We start from the raw sequence: 21,175 nt of genomic DNA, 5'->3' as shown, positions 1-21,175 counted from the left end.
TTCTCCTTATTAGTCAATTTCTGCCAGAATATCGTCTAATTCCTGTTGATTCAAGTGCGCTACTGGAAAATCTGAGGGAGTGTAACCCCCAGCATCAGGAGATAAACAATGCTCAATCAATTTCAGCAAAGCTTCTTTATAGCTGCGCCCTAAATATTCTACCGTCGAACGTTCATAGATGAGATCGCTATAAGTCCAGTTTACTTGTAACTGTCCCTCGATAACTCTGGCCGTAATCTCTAATAAATGACTACGATGTCCCTTAAGACTGTGATTAGGCCCCTTAGACTCATCCGCTAATTTCCAATCCCCTTTTTGCAATTGTCCTTGCTCAAATTGACCTAAATAATTAAACAAAACTTCTCTGGCAGGAATTTCAGCTAATTGAGACTTAATATCAGCATCATCACTCAAATATCGCGAAATTCCATAGCCAATTCCCCTGTGAGGAATAGCTCGTAACTGTTCTTTAATAGATTTGAGCCGCTCACCGGGGTGATTTTCGGGGGGGAGTCGCAAAATAACCGGAAAAAGACTGGTAAACCAACCTACCGTCCTCGATAAGTCAACCTCACTGAACAAATCTTCTCGTCCGTGTCCTTCTAAATCAAGAGATATGGTCAAATTTTCTGTCCATTCTGTCAAAGTTTCTGCTAAAGCGGTTAACAAAACCTCATTAATTTGAGTGTTATAGGCAGCGGGGACTTTTTGCAAGAGGGTGCGGGTTTGTTCTTCATCTAGAGTCACCGTGACATCATTTGCCGTTGCTACTGTATTGTATTGTTTTCCAGCCTCGTTATCTACAGGTAAATTTCTCGCCTCTAACCAAGGTTGAGTTAACCAATAGTCTAATGGCTCTTTCGCTTTTTCCCCTTGTCCATAATCCCTCAAGAGAAGCGCCCAATCCTGAAAGGCTATGGTTTTTGGTGGAAGTTCTACATTCTCCCCCCTTTCTAGCTGTTGATAAGTCATCAATAAATCTTCTAACAAAATTCGCCAAGATACACCATCAACCCCCAAGTGATGAATAATAATCAGTAACCGACTGGGTTGATAGGGCGCCAATTCAAATAGTACCGCCTTGATTAATAGTCCAGTAGAGAGGTTTAAACTTGCCTGTTGAGTTGTTGCCATTGCTAAGAGAGTTTCCCTTTGCTGAGATTGAGGAATAGAAGACAAATCAATCACTTCAAAAGGTACTTCCTCCGGCATTCCTTCATTGACTTGTTGCCATTGTCCTTCCTTCACAGTAAACCGTAACCGCAAAGCGTCATGATGTTCAATTAATTTTCTCAGAGATTGAGCTAACAAATCAGCTTTCAGGTGACGGGGAACTTCTAAGAGGACAGACTGATTAAAGTGGTGCATTTCAGCGCGATTTTGCTCAAAAAACCACAGTTGAATGGGAGTGAGAGGCACAATACCCGTCACTAAACCCTGTTTAGCTAATTCGGCTGTGGAATAATCGGCAACTGTAGCTAGTTCAGCAAGAGTAGGATATTCAAATATCTGTTTAGGGGTAATCTTCAACCCGGCTTGACGAGCGCGAGCGACAACCTGAATACTGAGAATAGAATCGCCCCCAACTTCAAAAAAGCGGTCATAACGACTTACTTGTTTAATGCTGAGAACATCTTGCCAAATACTAGCCAAAATCTTTTCTTTCTGAGTATGCGGAGGGACAAAATCCTGCTCAGATGTCCAAGGTATCTCAGGGAGGGGTAAACTGGAACGGTCAATTTTTCCATTGGGAGTCAGAGGGAGAGTTTCTAAGGAGACAAAAAGAGCCGGAATCATATACTCTGGCAATTTCTGTCCCAAGAAACGACGCAAATCCTCAGTATTTATCGGGCTATTTTCTCCTACTAGATAAGCGACTAACCTCTTATTCCGATAGGAGTCTTCCCAAACCTTCACCACCTTTTGCTTAACTTGGGGATAAGTCCCTAGAGTTGCCTCAATTTCTCCTAATTCAATGCGGAAACCCCGCAATTTTACCTGATTATCACCCCGCCCCAAAAAATCAATATTTCCATCGGGTAAATATCGGGCTAAATCTCCTGTTTTATAGAGTTTGGCATTAGGTTCATTACTAAACGGATTGGAGATAAATTTCTCGGCGGTTAATTCAGGTTGATTCAGATAACATCGAGCTAACCCTTTACCCCCGATATATAAATCACCAATAGTTCCTAGAGGAACCGGTTGCTTAAAAGAGTCCAGAATATAAACTTGAGTATTGGCAATAGGCCGGCCGATACTCGGTTGTCCATGGTGTCCTTTAGGCACTAAGCTAAAAGTGGAATAAGTGGTATCTTCTGAAGGACCGTAGAGATTATAAACATTCTTAATGTTTTCCTGCTGGTAAAGCTTCTGTACCAATTGATTAGACAAAGCTTCTCCGGCGAGGTTTACCGTTTGCACAGTCTCAGGTATTGCCTCAATTTCCAGCAGTTGAGCGATCGCTGTAGGTACGGTATTAATTAATGTTACCTCTTTGGCTGCACTTAAACTAGGCAAATCTAGAACATTCTGGGCCAGAATAATCTTACCCCCCACAGCCAAGGGCAAAAATAGTTCAAATACTGACAAATCAAAACAAATAGAAGTAGCTCCCAAAACCCCCGCTAATTCCTCACTGCTAAAGACTTCCTTGGACCAATTCAGTAAGGTTGTGGTGCTGTGATGCTCAATGACAACCCCTTTTGGTTTCCCCGTTGAACCGGAGGTATAAATCACATAAGCGGTATTACTGGAACTTACGGGTAAAGAGAGGTTTTCGGGACTTTCTAGGGCTATATTTCTGGCTTCTGCCTCTAATATCACCAGATTCCCTGGATAATTCCCTAATTTCTCTACTAATTTTGCTTGTGTTAGCAACAAGGAAACTTGAGCATCTTCTAAGATAACATTGAGGCGTTCAGTTGGATAAGCTGGATCTAAAGGTACATAAGCTCCCCCTGCTTTGAGAATGGCTAATAACCCTATAACCATCTCAGGGGTCCGTTCTAGGCAAATTCCCACCAAAGACTCCGGTTTTAACCCTTTTTTGCCTAAATAATGCCCTAATTGATTCGCTTTTTCGTTTAATTGACGGTAGGTTAATTGTTCATTTTCTGTAATAATAGCGATCGCATCAGGACTGCGCTTAACTTGCTCCTCAAACAATTGATGAATACACCCATCCGGATAGTGAACCTCAGTATCATTCCATTCTTTCAATAATTGATGTTGTTCTTGCTCAGAAAGTAAACAACAAGTTTCATAACGTTCTAACCCTTCCGTTGCCATAGCGATGAGAGTTTTCTCGTAGTATCCTCCGATTAACTCCATCTGCTTTTCCCCTAGATAATTCCCATCATATTTAAGGGTAAGTTCTATTTGAGATGAAAGGGGATGAAGACTAAAATTAGCTAACAATGTAAAATTAGTTTGATTAAAAAACTTCCCTCCTAAGACCTCTAAATCTTTCACCCCGATGATACCTTGATAAACATGGAAATGAATAAAATTAAAAGCCGTATCAAACAAAGGTTGACCTGATTTTTGTAACTCAGCGAGGGGATATCTTCGCCAAGATAAGCATTCTCTTTCAACATCAAAAGCTTGCTTAACTAAATCGCTCCAAGAACCTCCAGATAACTCTAAACGTAGGGGCAAAGTATTCAAAAATAAACCTAATATCTTTTCCCCATCGGCTGCTTCTAACCGTCCATTAGAGACTAAACCCGTAACAATATCCCTCTGATTATTCAGTAAACTTAATACCCGAAAATGAGCCGCCAATAAAACACTTTTTAGGGGTACTCCCACTTGTTTACCGAGTTGTTTTAATCCCTGAGATACCTGACTAGATATAGAAACTAACCAATCCCAATCTTGATTAACTTGATTAGATTTCGACCACTGAGGAAGTTTAGTCAGCGTCACATCTCTGAGTTTTTCTTGCCAATAATTCTGGCATTCTGGCGATTGGACAGTTTTCTTTTCTAAGGCAACAAAATCCCTAAAACTGAGAGCGGGAGTTAGAGAGAGAGGGAGAACTTTTTTGTCGAGAAGATAGAGATACTGTTGTAACAATTCTGTGAGCAACGAAGCCACACTCCAACCATCTAAAATAGAGTGATGAAAACTGAAAGTTAGGTTAAAGTTATCCTGACTGCGGCGATGGAGATGAAAGCGAAATAAAGGAGGACTATTCCAGTCAAAAGTGCGGATTTTTTCCCGCTCAATCCAATCATCAATAGCCGTATCTTGTTCAGAAGGAGATAAATGGGTTAGGTCATCTAATCCTAAAGGAACATCGATTTGTCGATGAACTAATTGTAGGGGTTCCTGATATTCAAAGAGTGCGAAACTGGTTCGTAATACTGGATGCCGCTGGACAATCTCCTGAATAGCACTATGTAAAGCTGGAAAACTAAAATCAGCACGAATATGATAGGTAAACACATCATGGTACACCGATAGATTCCCCTGATATTCACTATGAAATATCATCCCCAATTGTAGAGCAGTTAGAGGATAAGCATCCTCCACTTCCTCCAGTAAATTGAGGCGAACTTCTTGAGAAATTAAACTAAAAACTTCCGTTTTTTCAGTCCCTAAAGTATCAATTTCATAGCTAACGCAATTGGCCAATTCTTGAATGGTTTGATGTTGCAATAATTGGGGTAAGGAAAAATGAAAACCCATTTGTCGCGCCTTAGCGATCACTTGTATTCCCCGAATCGAATCCCCCCCAAGTTCAAAAAAATTATCGTGAATACCAACCTCTTCGATGCCCAAAACTTCAGCCCAAATCAGTGCTAAAATTTCCTCAAGAGGGGTACAAGGTGCGACAAAATTCTCCGAATTCCTTAAACTGTTATAGCTTGGAGAGGGTAGGGCGCGACGGTCAATTTTTCCACTATTTGTCAGAGGAATAGCATCCAATTGCACAAAGGCATGAGGTATCATGTATTCTGGGAGTTGCTTTTGCAGATAACTCCGCAGTTGGGGAATCAGTTTACTGTTTAACTTAGACCTTAAAGGGTGATTTGCATAAAGTTGCCATTCAGGTTTTGCGGTGTGGGTGGGGGTAAAAGCGATGTAATTTCTCTGGGAATTTTCCAGCGGGGCAAAAATCACATCGTAACGGTCCGGAGTATCCGACCAAGTTACCCAAACCGAAAGGGATAAATCCTCAGCTAAAGCCGAAAAATCTTCGGGTTCTACGGCATTTTCTGGGATAATTTCCGATTTAATAGCTTGAAATTCCTCGGTCGTCCCCAAGTCTTGAGAATTTCTGAACAATTCCACACTTTTTAAAGGTCGAAACAAGCGAGAATTAGGGACACCTATCACCCTTAACCCCTCAGATGTCCCCAGTTGATTTCTTACCTCAGATAAAGTCAGCTGCTGTTCAGTCCAGTTTAATTCTGGAAAGTCGGTGCTAAAATCCAGAATCGTTTCAATCCGCAGAACAACATTATAACGGAATTGAGTTAATTCGTTGTGGTGTTGACCTTTCTCTAGATGAATCTCGACTTCAGTAATCTGAGGAAAATAGGACTGAATTGCTCTAAAAAAATCTGGGTCAATAAATAACTCATTTTCTTGCTCAATTTTTCTCTGTACACGCTGTTTAAAATCCTTAATCGCATCCTCAGGGTTAGCCTTATAAAGTTCTACATCAGCGTGAAAAGCTTCCATGAGTTGCAAGTTTCGCACATCTCCAAGGAAAATACACCCCCCCGGAGTTAGTACCTTGATAGCTCCCTCTAAAACCCGCAATAAGTAATCTATATGGGGGAAATACTGCACAACCGAGTTAAGGATAATTGTATCGAATCCTTCTGACTCCAAACCCTCAAAATTATCGGCTGTGCTATGCAATAGCCTGACTTGCTCTAGCTGAGGCCCTTCTTGATTAATTCGCTGAATATGGTCTAAGGCTACTGATGAAATATTGGTTCCCCAATAACACTGGCAATGGGGAGCAACTTGGAATAATATTAACCCGGTTCCACAACCTATTTCCAGAACTTTTTTAGGTTGTTGAGCCAGAATAACCTTAACTTTATCATCTAGCCATTCTCGCATCTGAGCAACCGGGATAGGTTCCCCCGTGTAACTACTATTCCAGCCAACAATATTAAATATCCCTTGAGAATCTGCCGATGTTTGGCTGTAAATTTGGTTATAGAGGCTTTGCCATTGCTCGATTTGCTCATCGAATAATTGCCCTTTTTCTGAAGTCGCCAAGAGTTCCCCCTCTTGAGACTGACCCACAACATAAGCAATTAGTGTTTTACTCCCTGTTTCTGTCTCCGATGCAATGACTACCGCTTGCTCAACTGCTGGATGTTCACTGAGTATAGTTTCAATTTCCCCAAGCTCAATCCGGAAACCTCGAATCTTAACTTGATGGTCAATACGCCCCAAAAATTCAATATTTCCATCGGGTAAATACCGGGCTAAATCTCCCGTTTTATATAATTTTGCCCTAATTTCTCCCCCTATTTCTCCTTCGACCTTAGCAAAAGGATTAGGGATAAATTTCTCGGCCGTCAATTCGGGACGATTGAGGTATCCACGAGCTAAACCTATGCCACCAATATGTAATTCTCCCACAATCCCTATAGGAACTGGTTGTAAATCCGGATTAAGAATATAAATCTGAGTATTGGCAATTGGTTGACCAATACTCACTATGGCTTTTTGATTCTCCGGCAAACAGGGCCAGTAAGTCACATCAATCGCCGCCTCAGTCGGACCGTAGAGGTTGTGAAGTTCACAGTCAAAATGCTCAAAAAAGCGTTGTGTTAAGTCTAATGACAAAGCTTCCCCACTACAGAAAACCCGCTTGAGAGAACTACATTCTTTTAGCTCTGGTTCTTGCAGAAACACTCGCAACATTGAGGGGACAAAATGAAGGGTAGTGATTTGCTGCTTTTGGATCAATTGTATTAAATAGGTACTATCTTTATGACCTTCTGGTTTAGCTACCACTAGGGTTGCACCGGCTAATAAGGGCCAAAAGAATTCCCAGACTGAAACATCAAAACTAAAAGGGGTTTTTTGTAAAATGCCATCACTCTTAGTTAACTGATAAGTATCCTGCATCCACAACAAACGATTCCTAATCCCCTTATGATTATTCATCACGCCTTTAGGCTTACCTGTGGATCCCGAAGTATAAATAACATAGGCTAAATTTTCCCCCGTTACACCACTGTCACAATTGTTCTGACTTTCTTGAGAAATTGCTGACCAATCTGTATCCAAAGCAACAACAATTCCTCGGTATTCATCCAACAATCCCCGCAGCGATTCCGCAGTAATGATCACTTTTACCCCAGTATCTTCTAATAGATAACTTAGGCGTTCTTGAGGATAATTAGGGTCTAAGGGAACGTAAGCTCCTCCAGCCTTCAAAACAGCTAATAATCCTACTACCATTTCTAAAGAACGCTCTAGATAAATTCCTACTAATTCCTCTGGTTTTACTCCTAATTTTTGTAGGTAATGACCAAGTTGATTGGCTTTTTCATTTAATTCTTGATAAGTTAATTCTTGATTTTCAAAAATGACCGCCCCTCTCTCAGGGTAAAGTTTGGCTTGTTCTTCAAATAGCTGATGAATCCATTGCTTTTCAGGATATTCAATGGCCGTATCATTCCAATCTCTCAGTAATTGTTCTCGTTCTTTTGTCGTTAATATATCAATTTCTGACAAATCTATATCGGGATTACTCGTCACTGTTTCTAAGATTTTCTGGTAATGTCCTAGCATTCTCTTGACAAAATCTCTGGGAAATTTATCTTGAATAAAAGTGACAGAAATACCACTATCATCCGCTGCTATGGCAAAAACTAATTGAAACCGATTTAACGAAGAAATGTCCACACACAGTCCTTCTTTAATCACAGCAACGTCAAAAATGTTCTCTAGATTTCCTCCTCTTGCTGCCAAGGTTTTGACCAAACTATCCAGAGTATAGTTTTGATGGCGATATCCTTCTTGTAAATCTTTACGAATGATTCTTAGTAAGTCTTTAAATGAACTAAAATTCTGTTGATTGAATCGGCAGAATATCAGGCTATCTAATTTTTCTGTATTCAAAGCTGCTGTAGCCGTGGCAAACTCGACTTGAGCAGTATATTTAAACATTAAAACCTGGACAACAGCCAGATGAAATGCTAATTTATTAACGGAATTATTTGCCGTTAAACTGTTGATTTTTTCCTGTAAATCTGTAGAGATAACTTCAATAACGCTATCTTGCTCCCCGGTTTTATTCTGACTTACATTACCAAATAGAGTAGTTACTGGATCTATTTCTTGAAGTTGCCGAATTTGGTAATCTATTGAAACCAGATGTGCTTCCATTGCTGTTCTAACTTTTTCCCTAAATAGTGGTTGATGGCGGTATTCAGAGTCATGGGGTACAATGCTTTTTTCCCAGTTCCCTTAAAGCGATAATTCCTGTCTCTGACGAGTGGGATTATTGCTATTTGAACTACAGGAAACCCGACTACGGCTAAGGTCAGGGTTTCTGTCGCTTCTCCAAAATTGTTCTGAGCCTCGACATTGTAGCATACTAACCGACATTCTGCACATCTCCATATACTTTTACAAATTTTTACATTCCCTGGGATGTTTTGACAAAAAATCTTCACTGTAGAAACCACTGAACCCAATAAATTAGGGTTCTTCGTTACTTGGTATGGTTCGATAGGGGAGCATAAATCGACTAAATCCTTATCTGGCAAAAGACTTAATTGATTAGTTCGCTCTAGAGCAAAAACAATTGACAAAAATCGCTAAATGCCTTTCTATATAAGGGTTACATCCCTTATAACCCCCGTCCATTGCATAACACAAACCGAAGAGCCTAAATTAGTAAAAATTATTAATTGAATATTAAGAAGTGCAGAAAGTGTGACATTTAAAGATATGATTGCGCGAAACCAGCAGAGCAGAGCTTAGGATGCCACACCCCATAAACGTTTATTGCAGATGTCTATTGACAATTACTACCTTGATCAGGTACGATTAGCTGTCTGGTCGTAATAGCTGAAGGGGTGACAACGAGGTTGAAGTTTGAGTGAGGTGGGGGAAAAATTTCCTCACTGTGAGCCATCAAATTAATCGACTTACTCGGCAAAAACCAAATTCCCTCGTTATCTTTTGGCGAAAGTCTCAAGCTTTTTCCCTAAACCCGACACTCTACACCCTGTTTCACTTTCCATCTGCTTGTCACCCCGTCAGTCGCAATAATTATTCTTTTCCAAGTCGATTCTAACACTATGGACTTTCAAGATAAAAAGAACTTATCCGAAAACGACCAATCAATCCAAACTAGAGTTTTTAAAGCTCTTAGTGAAGCTAAAGAAAAATTAAAAGCTTTCGAGTCTCAACAAAGGGAACCCTTAGCTATCGTGGGTTTAGGTTGTCGTTTCGGTCATAATATTGCGACACCTGAGTCTTTCTGGTCTTTCCTGAAAGCGGGTAAAAATCACCTCAGAGAAATACCTAAGGAGCGCTGGAACCAGCAGGATTTTTATGATTCAGATCGGAATAAAGTGGGTAAAATCTATGTTTCTCAGGGGGGGTTTCTCGATGATGTCTCCCAGTTTGATGCCCATTTTTTCGGAATTGCTCCCAAGGAAGCCGTCGCTATGGATCCTCAGCAAAGATTGCTTTTAGAGGTAGCCTATGAAGCTTTGGAAAATGCAGGAATGGCAACAACGACGGCTAGAAGGGGAAAAACAGGGGTTTTTATCGGGATTACTAACAATGACTATGCCCGTATTCTTACCTCAAATGAGGACTATAATGCCATCGGAGCCTATCATATTTCGGGCAATCATACTAACGCGGCAGCTGGGCGTATTTCTTACCTTTTAAATCTTAATGGTCCGAGTTTGGCAGTAGATACCGCTTGCTCTTCCTCCTTAGTCGCTGTTCATCTCGCTTGCCGTTCCTTACGTTCCCAAGAATGCAGACAAGCTTTAGTCGGAGGAGTGAACTTAGTTTTAACTCCAGAAGTGGTCATCGCCTTGTGCCGCAATCAGATGTTGGCCCCAGATGGCCAATGCAAAACCTTTGACGAAAGTGCCGATGGGTTTGGAATCGGGGAAGGTTGCGGAGTCATCGTCTTAAAAAGACTCAGTGACGCTCTTGAAGATGGTGATCACATTTGGTCCGTGATTCGAGGGACTGCAGTCAACAACGATGGAGCTAGTGGCGGCTTTACCGTTCCTAATGGGCCCGTACAGAGAGAATTAATCAGAGAAGCTCTAGCTGACGCTCGTTTAGATGCCGAGGCTATCGATTATGTTGAAGCTCACGGTACAGGAACATCTTTGGGAGATCCCATCGAAATTAAAGCCATAGCCGAGGCATTATGCGTCAATCGTCGCAAATCTAACCCTTTATTAGTCGGTTCTCTCAAAACTAATTTAGGTCATCTGGCGGCGGCGGCGGGAATTTCAGGATTAATTAAAACCGCACTATCGCTGCACTACCGTGAAATTCCGGCTCATCTAAACCTTAAAAAACCCAATCCTCATATTAATTGGGATGCCTTGCCGATTAGTATCGTTACGCAAAATTGTCCTTGGAATGTTAATAATGGTAAGCTCAAAGCGGCTGGAGTCAGTTCTTTTGGAGCATCAGGAACCAACGCTCATGTTATTTTAAGCGAACCACCTCAACCGCAACCCCAAAACCCAAAAATATCACCCATTCTCGTTACTTTCTCGGCTAAAGAACCCGAACGTTTACGTCTTTTTACGACTCAATTTGTCGATGAGCTTGAGCAGAAAACAGATCTCAACGTCAAGGACATTGCTCTATCTTTAAATACTGGTCGTTTTCCCCATAAACATCGTCTCGCTCTTTTAGTTTCTAATCAAGAGAATCTGCGTCAAGGAATTCAGGCTTTTCTCAATAGCAATGGGGATGAAAAGCAATTTCAAAATATTCAAAATAATAGCTTCGACATCATTTATGGAGAAGCGCAAAGCCATCCTAAAGTTGCTTTTCTCTGCAATTACGAGGAAGAAATTAGTCCAGGAATCATTGAAAACCTGCTTAATAATGAGCCAGTATTTCATGAGGCTTTTAGGCAGTGCGAGCATCTGTTTAAAAAATATTTAGAATTTTCTCTTCAGGAATTATTGTCATCTAAAAAAGCCTTAGAGCCTCAGATTTCTTTGTCTGTACAACCGCTATTATTTGCCTATCAGTATGCTCTTTGTGAACTCTGGAAATCGTGGGGAATTTCTCCTTCTGCAATTTTAGGTTCTGGATTAGGGGAATATCTCGCCGCTCAACAAGCGGGCGTCTTTTCCCTTGAAGATACCGTCAAGCTGGTGGCGAAACGCACCAGAATTAGCCCACAAAACCCCAACTCAGAAGACTTTTTATCCTTGCTCAAAAGCACCCCAGAAGTCGATTCTAACTCCCCCGATATTACCCTAATTTATCAGGGTGAAGTTGTGAAAAAATCTCTCAGAAATTTGGTGAATAGAGGGGAAAAGATTAGGCAGAAATCCGACGAAATCGCCCAAGGAATTTCTACTCTGCATCAAATGGGATATCAAATCTTCCTAGAAATGGGAATCGGTGCCAATCTCATTAATATAGGTCGTCAAAAGTTAAGGGTAAATTCAATTCTATGGTTATCTAGTTTAGGGAAAGATTGTCACAGTGACCAGCATGAGCAAAGGGTTCTAGGTCAACTCTATGTGAGAGGATTTAATATTAACTGGGAAGCCTTCCATCGCTCACATCCAGGGCAAAAAATTAGTTTACCTAATTCGCCTTTTATCCGCAAACGCTACTGGATAAATTCTGGCAATAAATCAGAGTCTTCTAGCTATAAAAACCCTAATTATTACTCTGGACATCCCTTACTAGGCGATCATTTTCCTTCTCCCTTAGCTCTCCGTCAATATCGAGGGAGCATTAGTCAACATAAACCTGCATTTTTAGGAGAACATCAGGTTTTTGATCAGGCCATATTGCCAGCATCTGCCTTGATAGAAATGGCTTTAGCTGCCGGGGAGAATCAAAGAGTTATTTTAGAAAATGTTGAATTTAAGAAGGCATTAATTTTAAAAGATATGGAAGACGCATTACAGTTAATCATTGAGCAAAAAAGCTTTAAAATTTACCATGAACTTGAGCCAAATTGGGAAATATTAGTTACTGGAAAAATTGAGGAATTGAAATCAACTAATTTAACCCATTGTCATCTAGAAGAAATCGCCAAAAATTGTCCTGAAGAAGTCGATATCAACTCCTTTTATGAAACTTATCAAAAATCAGGGATAAATTACGGGAGTAACTTTCGGCTCATTCATCAACTGAAGCGCGGAGAAAATACAGCTTTTGCTCAAATCAAATTAACCGATAGATTAGAGCGGGAAAAATATCATTTTCATCCTGCTATGTTGGATGCTTGTTTTCAAGGTATTGCTGCCATTTTATTTAAAGAAGAATCCTCAGTAACTTATGTTCCTGTTCGTCTTGGTAAATTGGCATTTTTCTACCCTCCTGATGAGCAGGTAATCAGCGCGGTTCGACTGAAAAACTCCTCCCCTAACCCTAACATTATCATCGCTGATATTGATATCTATTCCCCCCAAGGTCAACCCTTAGCATCCCTCACCAACTTAGAACTAAAAGCCGTTCAATCCCAAGAGATTATCCCCCAAGAAATCCCCCCTCAAATCTATCTAGAAGAATGGATACCTTGCGAGGAATTATTAGGGAATGGCAGAGACACTTTAGTAGCTCCCCAGGTGATTAAAAATCAAATTCACCCCGCACAGTTAGAACAACAACTAGGGGAAAAATTGGCGCAATATGAGCGCTTAATGGAAGCTTTGGAAAAGTTAAGCGTTGTCTATATCTGGGAAGCCTTAACAAAACTTAATGGACAGCCAAAATTAGATCAAACTTATTCCGAAGCACAGATAGCAAATCAAGGTCAAATTGTCGATTTTTACCGACCTTTATTATCTCGATGTTTAAGCATTTTAGCTGAAGAAAAAATCGTTAATCAGACAAAAGATGGCTGGTTATTCCTCAAAAAATTAGAAGCACCTTCATCCCAATCACAAATTAAAATTCTCCGCCAAGAATTTGCCGATTATCCAGCAGAAATTAGTCTAATGGAGCGTTGTGGCTCTGCTTTAGCCGAAGTCATGAGTCGTCAAGTTGATCCATTAGAATTACTCTTTCCTCAAGGGGATTTAGAAGCGATCGCGTCAATTTATTCGGAAGCAGCCGGAGCTAAATTGATGAATCAGTTAGTCGCCACCACAATCAGCCGTGCTATTGAGAATTTACCCCCCCATTATACCCTAAGAATTCTCGAAATTGGAGGAGGCACAGGAGCCGCTACTACTGGCCTTTTACCTCACTTACCCAAAGAACATATCGAATATGTATTTACCGATATTTCCTCTAGTTTCTTAACAAGAGCCAAGGAAAATTTTAGAAACTATCCCTTTATTAAATATCAAACTCTAGACATTGAAAAAAATCCCTTTACTCAAGATTTTCTCCCTGGCAGTTTTGACATAATCATTGCCGCTAATGTTCTTCATGCCACAGCCAACCTTCAAAAAACCCTTGAAAATGTGCGCTCTCTCATCGCTCCCAAAGGACTACTAATCCTCTTAGAAAGTACAGGGGCAAGACGTTGGGTAGATTTAACCTTTGGCTTGACAGAAGGATGGTGGTTATGTAGTCAAGATCTGCGGCGGAATGGTTATCCGTTAATCAGCACAAAAGATTGGCAAAATTTACTGATTGAGAATCAATTTGAAGACATTAATATTATCGAACCAAGCCAAGTAAAAACCCGAAATTTATTAAACCAAAGTGTCATTATTGGTAGAAGCAGTGAGCAATTACCTTCTCTGCCAGCAAAATCCTACTCTCATCAAATAATCTGGGCAGATAGTCAAGGAATTGCTAACGGTTTAATCCCTCTATTCCAACAGAGAGGAATAAGTTGTTCTTGCGTCTTTACCCAAGATATTAACCCAGAGATTGCTGAAGATTACCTATCAATATTGAGAAACCCGATAACTTCAGAAACTCGTCAAATACTGTACTTCTGGGGCTTAGAAAAAATCCCTGGAGAAATTGATCAACAAGTCGAGATTCATTGTCAACGATTTCTCTTTTTCTTACAAGCATTATTGCAGCAAGAAAATCCACCGACTCTGATTTTAGTGACTCAAGGAGCAGTACCAGCAAAAGCCATTAAAACCCTGATCTCTCCCTCTCAAGCATCCTTATTAGGAATAGCCTTCAGCCTAGCTTTAGAACATCCTGAACTTAATTTTAGGGCGATTGACCTAGATCCAGATGAAGTAAACGCAGCCGATAAACTGCTGCAAGAAATCTACAGTAATCCCCAAGAAAACCGGATTGCTTTGCGGGGGGAACAGCGTTTTTATCCTCGTTTGGTGCAGAGAAAACTTGAAGATGGAAAGATCAATTTTAGTCCTGATGCCTATTATTTAATCACAGGAGGCACAGGGGGGTTAGGATTAGCAACAACCCGATGGATGATTGAAAAAGGGGCGCGGAATCTAGTTTTGTGTAGCCGTCGAGGGGCAGAAGGAATTAGCCCTGAAATATTAGCCAATTTCTCCTCTAGTGGGGCAAAAGTTACCCTCAAAAAACTTGATATTACCGATGCTGAAAAACTGCACGCCGTCCTAGACGAATGCCGTTCTAAATATCCTATACAGGGTATTTTTCACATTGCCGGAACCTTAGACGATACAACCTTATTAAGACTAACACCAGAGAGATTTAACTATGTTTTAGCTCCTAAAGTTAAAGGAACTTGGTTGCTTCATCAACTCACCCTAAATGACCCATTAGAATTCTTTATCTGTTATGCTTCTGCTGTATCTTTAATTGGCTCGGCAGGACAAGCTAATGCTGCGGCAGCTAATGCCTTTGAAGACGCTTTTATCTATTATCGTCAGGCGCATCATTTACCCGGAACGGTCATAAATTGGGGTCCTTGGAGTGAAATAGGTGCAGCAGTAGATCGCAATGTTTTGGAGAGATTAGCCGCTAAAGGATATGGGGCTATGAAACCCGATTTAGCCCTTAATGCTCTGGAAAAAATTCTTCTAAATCAGATTATCCGCGCTGGTGTAATTAAGATTGACTGGCAACAATTTCCTTATATTCATCAAAGCTTTTATAAAAACTTTCTGCCTCAAGGAAAAACCCAAGCTGCCCCCTCATCTGAGTTTTTAAAACAATGGCAAAATTTAACCTTAAAAGAGCGTCCTAATTGGCTAACTAATCATATTATCATGCGTGTTTCTACTGTTTTAGGACGCTCAAATGATGAAACTTTTTCCCCTCAACAGGGCTTTTTTGATTTGGGGATGGACTCTCTCACTTCTACAGAGTTACGAAATCTGTTACAAACTGACTTTAATTGTTCTCTCCCTTCGACAATTACTTTTCGTTTTCCGAATGTTGAAGCCTTAGCTAATTATTTACAGCAAGAAGTTCTAGATAATTGTCAACCAGTATTGACCCCTCAAATAAAAGCAGAAATTTCTCAAAAACAGCCAGAAAAATCCTCTGTAGAAAAATCACAACTCGATGATGATCCTATTGTTATTGTCGGCATGGCTTGTCGATTTCCAGGCGGTGCTAAGAATTTACAATCTTTCTGGGAACTTTTGGAACAGGGAAAAGATGCCATAACAGAAATTCCTCAAGATCGCTGGGATCAGGAAACATGGTATGATCCTAATCCCGATGTCCCCGGCAAAATATACGCTCCTTACGGTGCATTTCTAGAACAAATTGAGGAATTTGATGGAGAATTTTTTGGCATTATTCCTAGAGAATCTGTCGCTATGGATCCTCAGCAGCGTTTACTCTTGGAAACCACCTGGCAAGCTTTAGAATCTGCTGGACAAAATCCCCAAAAATTACGCAACAGTCAGACGGGAGTTTTTATCGGTTGCATGACTCAAGATTATGCCCAATTAAGTTATTCTCCTCAAGCCATTAATGCTTATACTGGTTCAGGAACTTCTGTTAGTATGGCGGCGGGTCGTCTTTCTTATGTCCTGGGTTTACAGGGTCCATCAATGACTATTGACACCGCTTGTTCCTCCTCATTAGTAGCGATTCATTTAGCTTATAATGCCTTACTTAATGGTGAGTGCGATCTGGCTTTAGCTGGAGGGGTTAATATTATTTTAACTCCCATTATTTCTTTAATCGAAAGTCGCGCCCATATGCTTGCCCCTGATGGACATTGCAAAACCTTTGATGAGAGCGCAAATGGCATGGTGCGAGGAGAAGGCTGTGGAATAGTTGTTCTGAAAAGATTGAGCCAAGCAGTTAAGAATGGAGACCAAATTTTGGCGAAAATTTATGGCACAGCCGTCAATCATGATGGTCCAAGTAGTGGGCTAACTGTTCCTAATGGTCAAGCTCAAGAAAAATTATTACATCAAGCCCTTAAACGCGCTAATCTCAAGCCTGAACAAATCGATTATATCGAAGCTCACGGCACTGGAACAGCCCTTGGTGATCCGATTGAATTAGAAAGTATGTCCGCCGTTTTTGGTCAACGCTCCCCTAATCGGCCCTTAATTATTGGTTCAGTAAAAACGAATTTAGGCCATTTAGAAGGTGCTGCTGGAATTGCCGGATTAATTAAAACCGTTCTAGCGTTACAACACCATAAAATACCTCCTCATCTTCACTTTAAAAATCCTAATCCCCGCTTTGATTGGAGTTCTCATATTTTTGAAGTTCCTGTACAAGGAAAACCTTGGAATATCAGCGAACGTCCAAGGATTGCTGGAGTAAGTTCTTTTGGATTTAGTGGAACGAATGCTCATATCATTGTTGGGGAAATTGATGCTGATTTGCCTCAAGCTTCGGAGAATAATTTTTATCTATTACCCCTTTCGGCTCGTTCTGAACAATCCCTGCAAGAGTTAGCGAGAAGCTATCAAGATATTTTGACTGAGTCTATCAATTTAGCTGATGTTTGTTTTACCACCAGTACAGGGCGGGGGATTTTTCCGCAACGAATCTGTATTTTAGCAGACTCAATAACGACGGCACAACGAGCATTAATTGATTACCAAGATGGTGAAGATTCTGACTCATTAATCCGACCGATTTTATCAGAGACTCCGCCAAAGATAGCTTTCCTCTTTTCTGGACAAGGCTCTCAATATTCTGGCATGGGAGAAACTCTTTATAACCGAGAAGTTGTTTTTAAGGAAACATTAGATCTTTGTGATCAAATTTTAGAACCCCTTTTAGAAAAATCTCTCCTAGATTTAATCTTTCAAGAGCAAAATAGCCAGTTATTAGAGGAAACCCAAATCACTCAGCCGGTGATTTTTTCCCTTGAATATGCACTCGCCAAATTATGGCAATCTTGGGGAATACAACCTTCAGCCCTTTTAGGACATAGTATCGGGGAATATGTGGCGGCTTGTTGGGCAGGAGTCTTTTCTTTAGAAGATGCCTTAAAATTAGTGACTCAACGGGGTAAATTAATGGGAAAATTGCCCCACAATGGCAGTATGTCCGCTATTTATGCTGATTATGAGACGGTAGCAAACGCTCTAACTTCTTATGAAAATCAAGTTAATATTGCTTCAGCCAATGGCTCAATTACTGTCATTTCTGGATTTAAAGAGATTGTTGAGCAACTGGAAAAAGACTTTATTGATCAAGGGTATAAAACTAAACGTTTAGCGGTATCTCATGCTTTTCATTCTCCCTTAATGCAGCCTATTCTTGATGACTTTTCCCAGGTCTTAAAAACAATTTCTTTTCATGAACCTAACTTAACCATTATTAGTAATCTGACGGGGAAAGCTGTAGGTTCAGAAATTACAACTCCGGATTATTGGGTAGCTCATCTGCGTAATACTGTACAGTTTAGTCAAGGATTTAAGTCTTTAATTGATCAGGGTTATCGTTGTTTTCTAGAAGTCGGTTCTAAGCCTGTATTACTGAGTATGGCTCGCCTTATTTCCGCTAACCAAGATCTATTATGGTTGCCTAGTATTGTACCCGGGCAGGATGAACAGGCACAAATGTATAGAAGTTTAGCGACACTTTTTGTTAATGGTTATTCTGTAGAGTGGACTAAAGTATTTAAACAAGGTAAGCGAATTAGTTTACCGACTTATCCCTTTCAAAGAGAACGGTATTGGCTATCTAATTCGGAATTTTCTCTAGGGCAAATCAAGACTCAGTTACATCCTTTCATTAGAGATTTTAAAAAGTTAGCAACGGGAGACATGATCTTTGAAGGTGAGGTGAGTTCTCTTAACCCTAGTTATTTAGAAGAACATAAGGTATTTGAAAACATTGTATTTCCAGCTACCGGTTTTATTGAAGCCATTTTAGCCGCAAGTCAGAAAATATTTAATGGGCATTTTGTCACCCTTGAAAATGTCTCTATTCATCAGGGATTACTCTTATCTCCAACTCCCTCAATAATCCAAATAATTTTTAGACCTAAAAAATCATCTCAACTGATTTATACTTTTGAGATATTTAGCAGTGATTCTGCACAAGAACAATGGCTTCTTCATGTTACAGGTGAAGTCAAACCTAAGGATATACAAAGCTTGGCTGCCTCAGAATTAAACCCAACTAAATTAGAAAGAGAAAACCCTAAAGAATCGATTTCTATTCGTGAATTCTATGAGCTTTATCAGCAAATGGGTATCAGGTATGGGGAGCAGTTTAAAGCGATTCAAGAGTTATATTCTTTCAAAAAAGGCTCTCAAGCTAAAATTAGTATTAACCCTAGTTTAGCGGATCGGCGTTATTATTTTCATCCAGTTCTTTTGGATGCTTGCTTACAGAGTATTGGGGCAGCTTTCCCCGAAATTCATGGTCAAGAATTGCATCTACCTTATGGATTCTCTTCCTTGGAAATATTCCTAAATCCAACTTCGCAAGTTTGGACGGAAGTTCAGGTCATCTCAGATACTAATGGTGAAATGAGAGTAAATGTTAATATTTATGATGAACAAGGACAGCTTTGCGCTCGCTTTACTGACTTAACAGCACGGCGCATAAATCCAGCTATTTTACAGAGTTTATGGCAAGAAAAGTCAAATAATTGCTTTTATAAAGTGGAATGGAAAAAACTTTCTTCCATGCCAACTGTTGCCGTTGATCCTCAAAATTCTTGGTTAGTCTTGGTTCGTCCAGAAACAGACTTAAATTCCCTAATTAATTTATACAAAAAGGCAGGAGAAAAAGTAATTACTGTAGAAATGGGGCAGAATTATCAATGTCATTCTCAAGATTATTTTGTCATCAATGCCGCTCAGAAATCTGATTTTCAGCGTCTCTATCAAGAAGCTTATCCATCTGGAGAATTTCCGACTGGTGTTGTTTTTTATTGGGAATCTTCAGAAGCTGAAGATGTTCTAGATACAGTAGATCAGAGTTCTCATGCCGTCTTAAATTTAGTGCAAACCCTCACTAATAACTGGGAGAAATTACCCCATTTATGGCTGATTACTCGCGGGGCTAATAAGATTATCAATGATACGGCTTTATCTCCTCAACAGTCTCATTTATGGGGATTAGGAGCAGTCATTAATCAAGAGTATCCTAAAATGGGTTGTGTTTGTTTAGATTTACCAATCTATAAAGAAGCTAATGAAGCTGAACTTTTATTCAATGAATTAAAGTGTTTCCCCCATGAATTCCGTTTAGCTTTACGTCAAGGAAACCGCTACGCAGCCAGGTTAGTTTCTGCATCTCTTCCTATCTCAGAAAAACGACAGTTTATTAATCAGTCAGGGGCTTATTTAATCACCGGAGGGGGAGGAAAACTGGGCGGATTAGTGGCTCAATGGTTATCAGAAATGGGAGCAAGTCACTTAGTTTTGTGTAGTCGCCATGTTAAATCTTCAACAGAATTGATAGCTTCATTAGTGGAAAAAGGAACAAAAGTAACCTTGATTGAAGCTGATATTACTTCCCCCACAGATATGAAAAATTTATTCTCTCGTTTTGGGGCAGACTTGCCCGTCTTACGAGGAATAATTCACGCAGCAGCGGTCTTAGAAGATGGGCTTATCAGTAATCAAAGTTGGCAAAAATATCAAAAGGTAATCAGTCCAAAAGTAGCAGGAACTTTATTATTAGATCGTTATACTCGCTCTCTATCTTTGGACTTTTTCGTAAGCTTTTCTTCTGCGGCTGTTATCCTTGGTTCGCCTGGTCAAAGTAATTATGCCGCAGCTAATGCTTTCATGGATGCTCTAATGCAGCAACGGCAAAGTTTAGGATTACCTGGTATTAGTATTAATTGGGGAGCTTGGGAGACGGGCAACCAAATTGATCAACAACGTTTCGCTAATTGGGGTTTGCAGATGATGCCCTCTGAGCAAGCGTTTCAATATCTCAGTCAGGTAATTTTAGGTGATATTACTCAAGGGATGGTTCTCGATATTGATTGGTCGATTTTTAATCAAACTTTCAACATTAGTCAACCCTTCTTTAGCGAGGTATTAACCCTAAACAATCAAAAACAAATAAGTCCAGCAAAACTATTAGAACAATTAAAATCTGTCTCTATAGATGAACGAATAACCGCTTTAGTAGAAGGACTGGAGAAAATATTAAGAGAAGTGACAGGGTTAAATGATAATAAGGTTATTCCTCAACAAACATCATTCTTAGACTTAGGTTTAAACTCTCTAATGGTTATAGAATTTAAAAATCGCTTAGAAAGAGATTTAGGGTGTAAATTGCCATCCTCGATCATTTTCGATTATCCTAATCTTCTCAGCTTAAGTAACTATTTAAGGGAAGAAATTCTAGCCAATCATCTCGATTTTGAGATTAAAATCAATCCAATTCCTGACAATCATAATCCCTACGACAGCCTCAGTGAAGACGAACTAGCAAGATTACTTAATCAAAAATTAACGGAGCTTGATCAATATGGAGGTTAAACTTTAAAAATAATGTTTCAAAAGCCATGAGATGTGGTAGGATAGGTAGATGAACATGAGTAAGCTTAACTCTCTGGGGTTAAATTTGGGTTTATATTTACTGATAGCACAGCATCCTAATTTATGTTTAACGGCGTATAAATTTAGAAATTATAGAGAAT

Annotated in this window: 2 protein-coding genes; one reads left to right on the top strand and one right to left on the bottom strand. The window is 40.0% G+C overall.

The genetic code is table 11. The features are described from left to right. Positions 1-9 precede the first annotated feature (9 nt). Entirely contained in the window at positions 10-8,373 is an 8,364-nt protein-coding gene (locus PN470_RS04220; protein WP_272103786.1) for a non-ribosomal peptide synthetase, read from the bottom strand. A gap of 920 nt (positions 8,374-9,293) precedes the next feature. Here PN470_RS04220 and PN470_RS04215 point away from each other — a divergent pair. Then, positions 9,294-21,014 (top strand): type I polyketide synthase, encoded by an 11,721-nt coding sequence (locus tag PN470_RS04215; RefSeq protein ID WP_272103783.1) that lies wholly within the window; start codon positions 9,294-9,296, stop codon positions 21,012-21,014. The last annotated feature ends 161 nt before the right edge of the window (positions 21,015-21,175 follow it).

It is taken from the genome of Microcystis sp. CS-574 (genome assembly GCF_028329095.1).
Lineage (GTDB): Bacteria > Cyanobacteriota > Cyanobacteriia > Cyanobacteriales > Microcystaceae > Microcystis > Microcystis ichthyoblabe_A.
This window is presented reverse-complemented; position numbering and strand designations above follow the sequence as displayed.

Excerpts from the sequence above, each read along its gene's own strand:
- PN470_RS04220 (WP_272103786.1), bottom strand. The coding sequence starts at position 8,373 with ATGGAAGCACATCTGGTTTCAATAGATTACCAAATTCGGCAACTTCAA.
- PN470_RS04215 (WP_272103783.1), top strand. The coding sequence starts at position 9,294 with ATGGACTTTCAAGATAAAAAGAACTTATCCGAAAACGACCAATCAATC.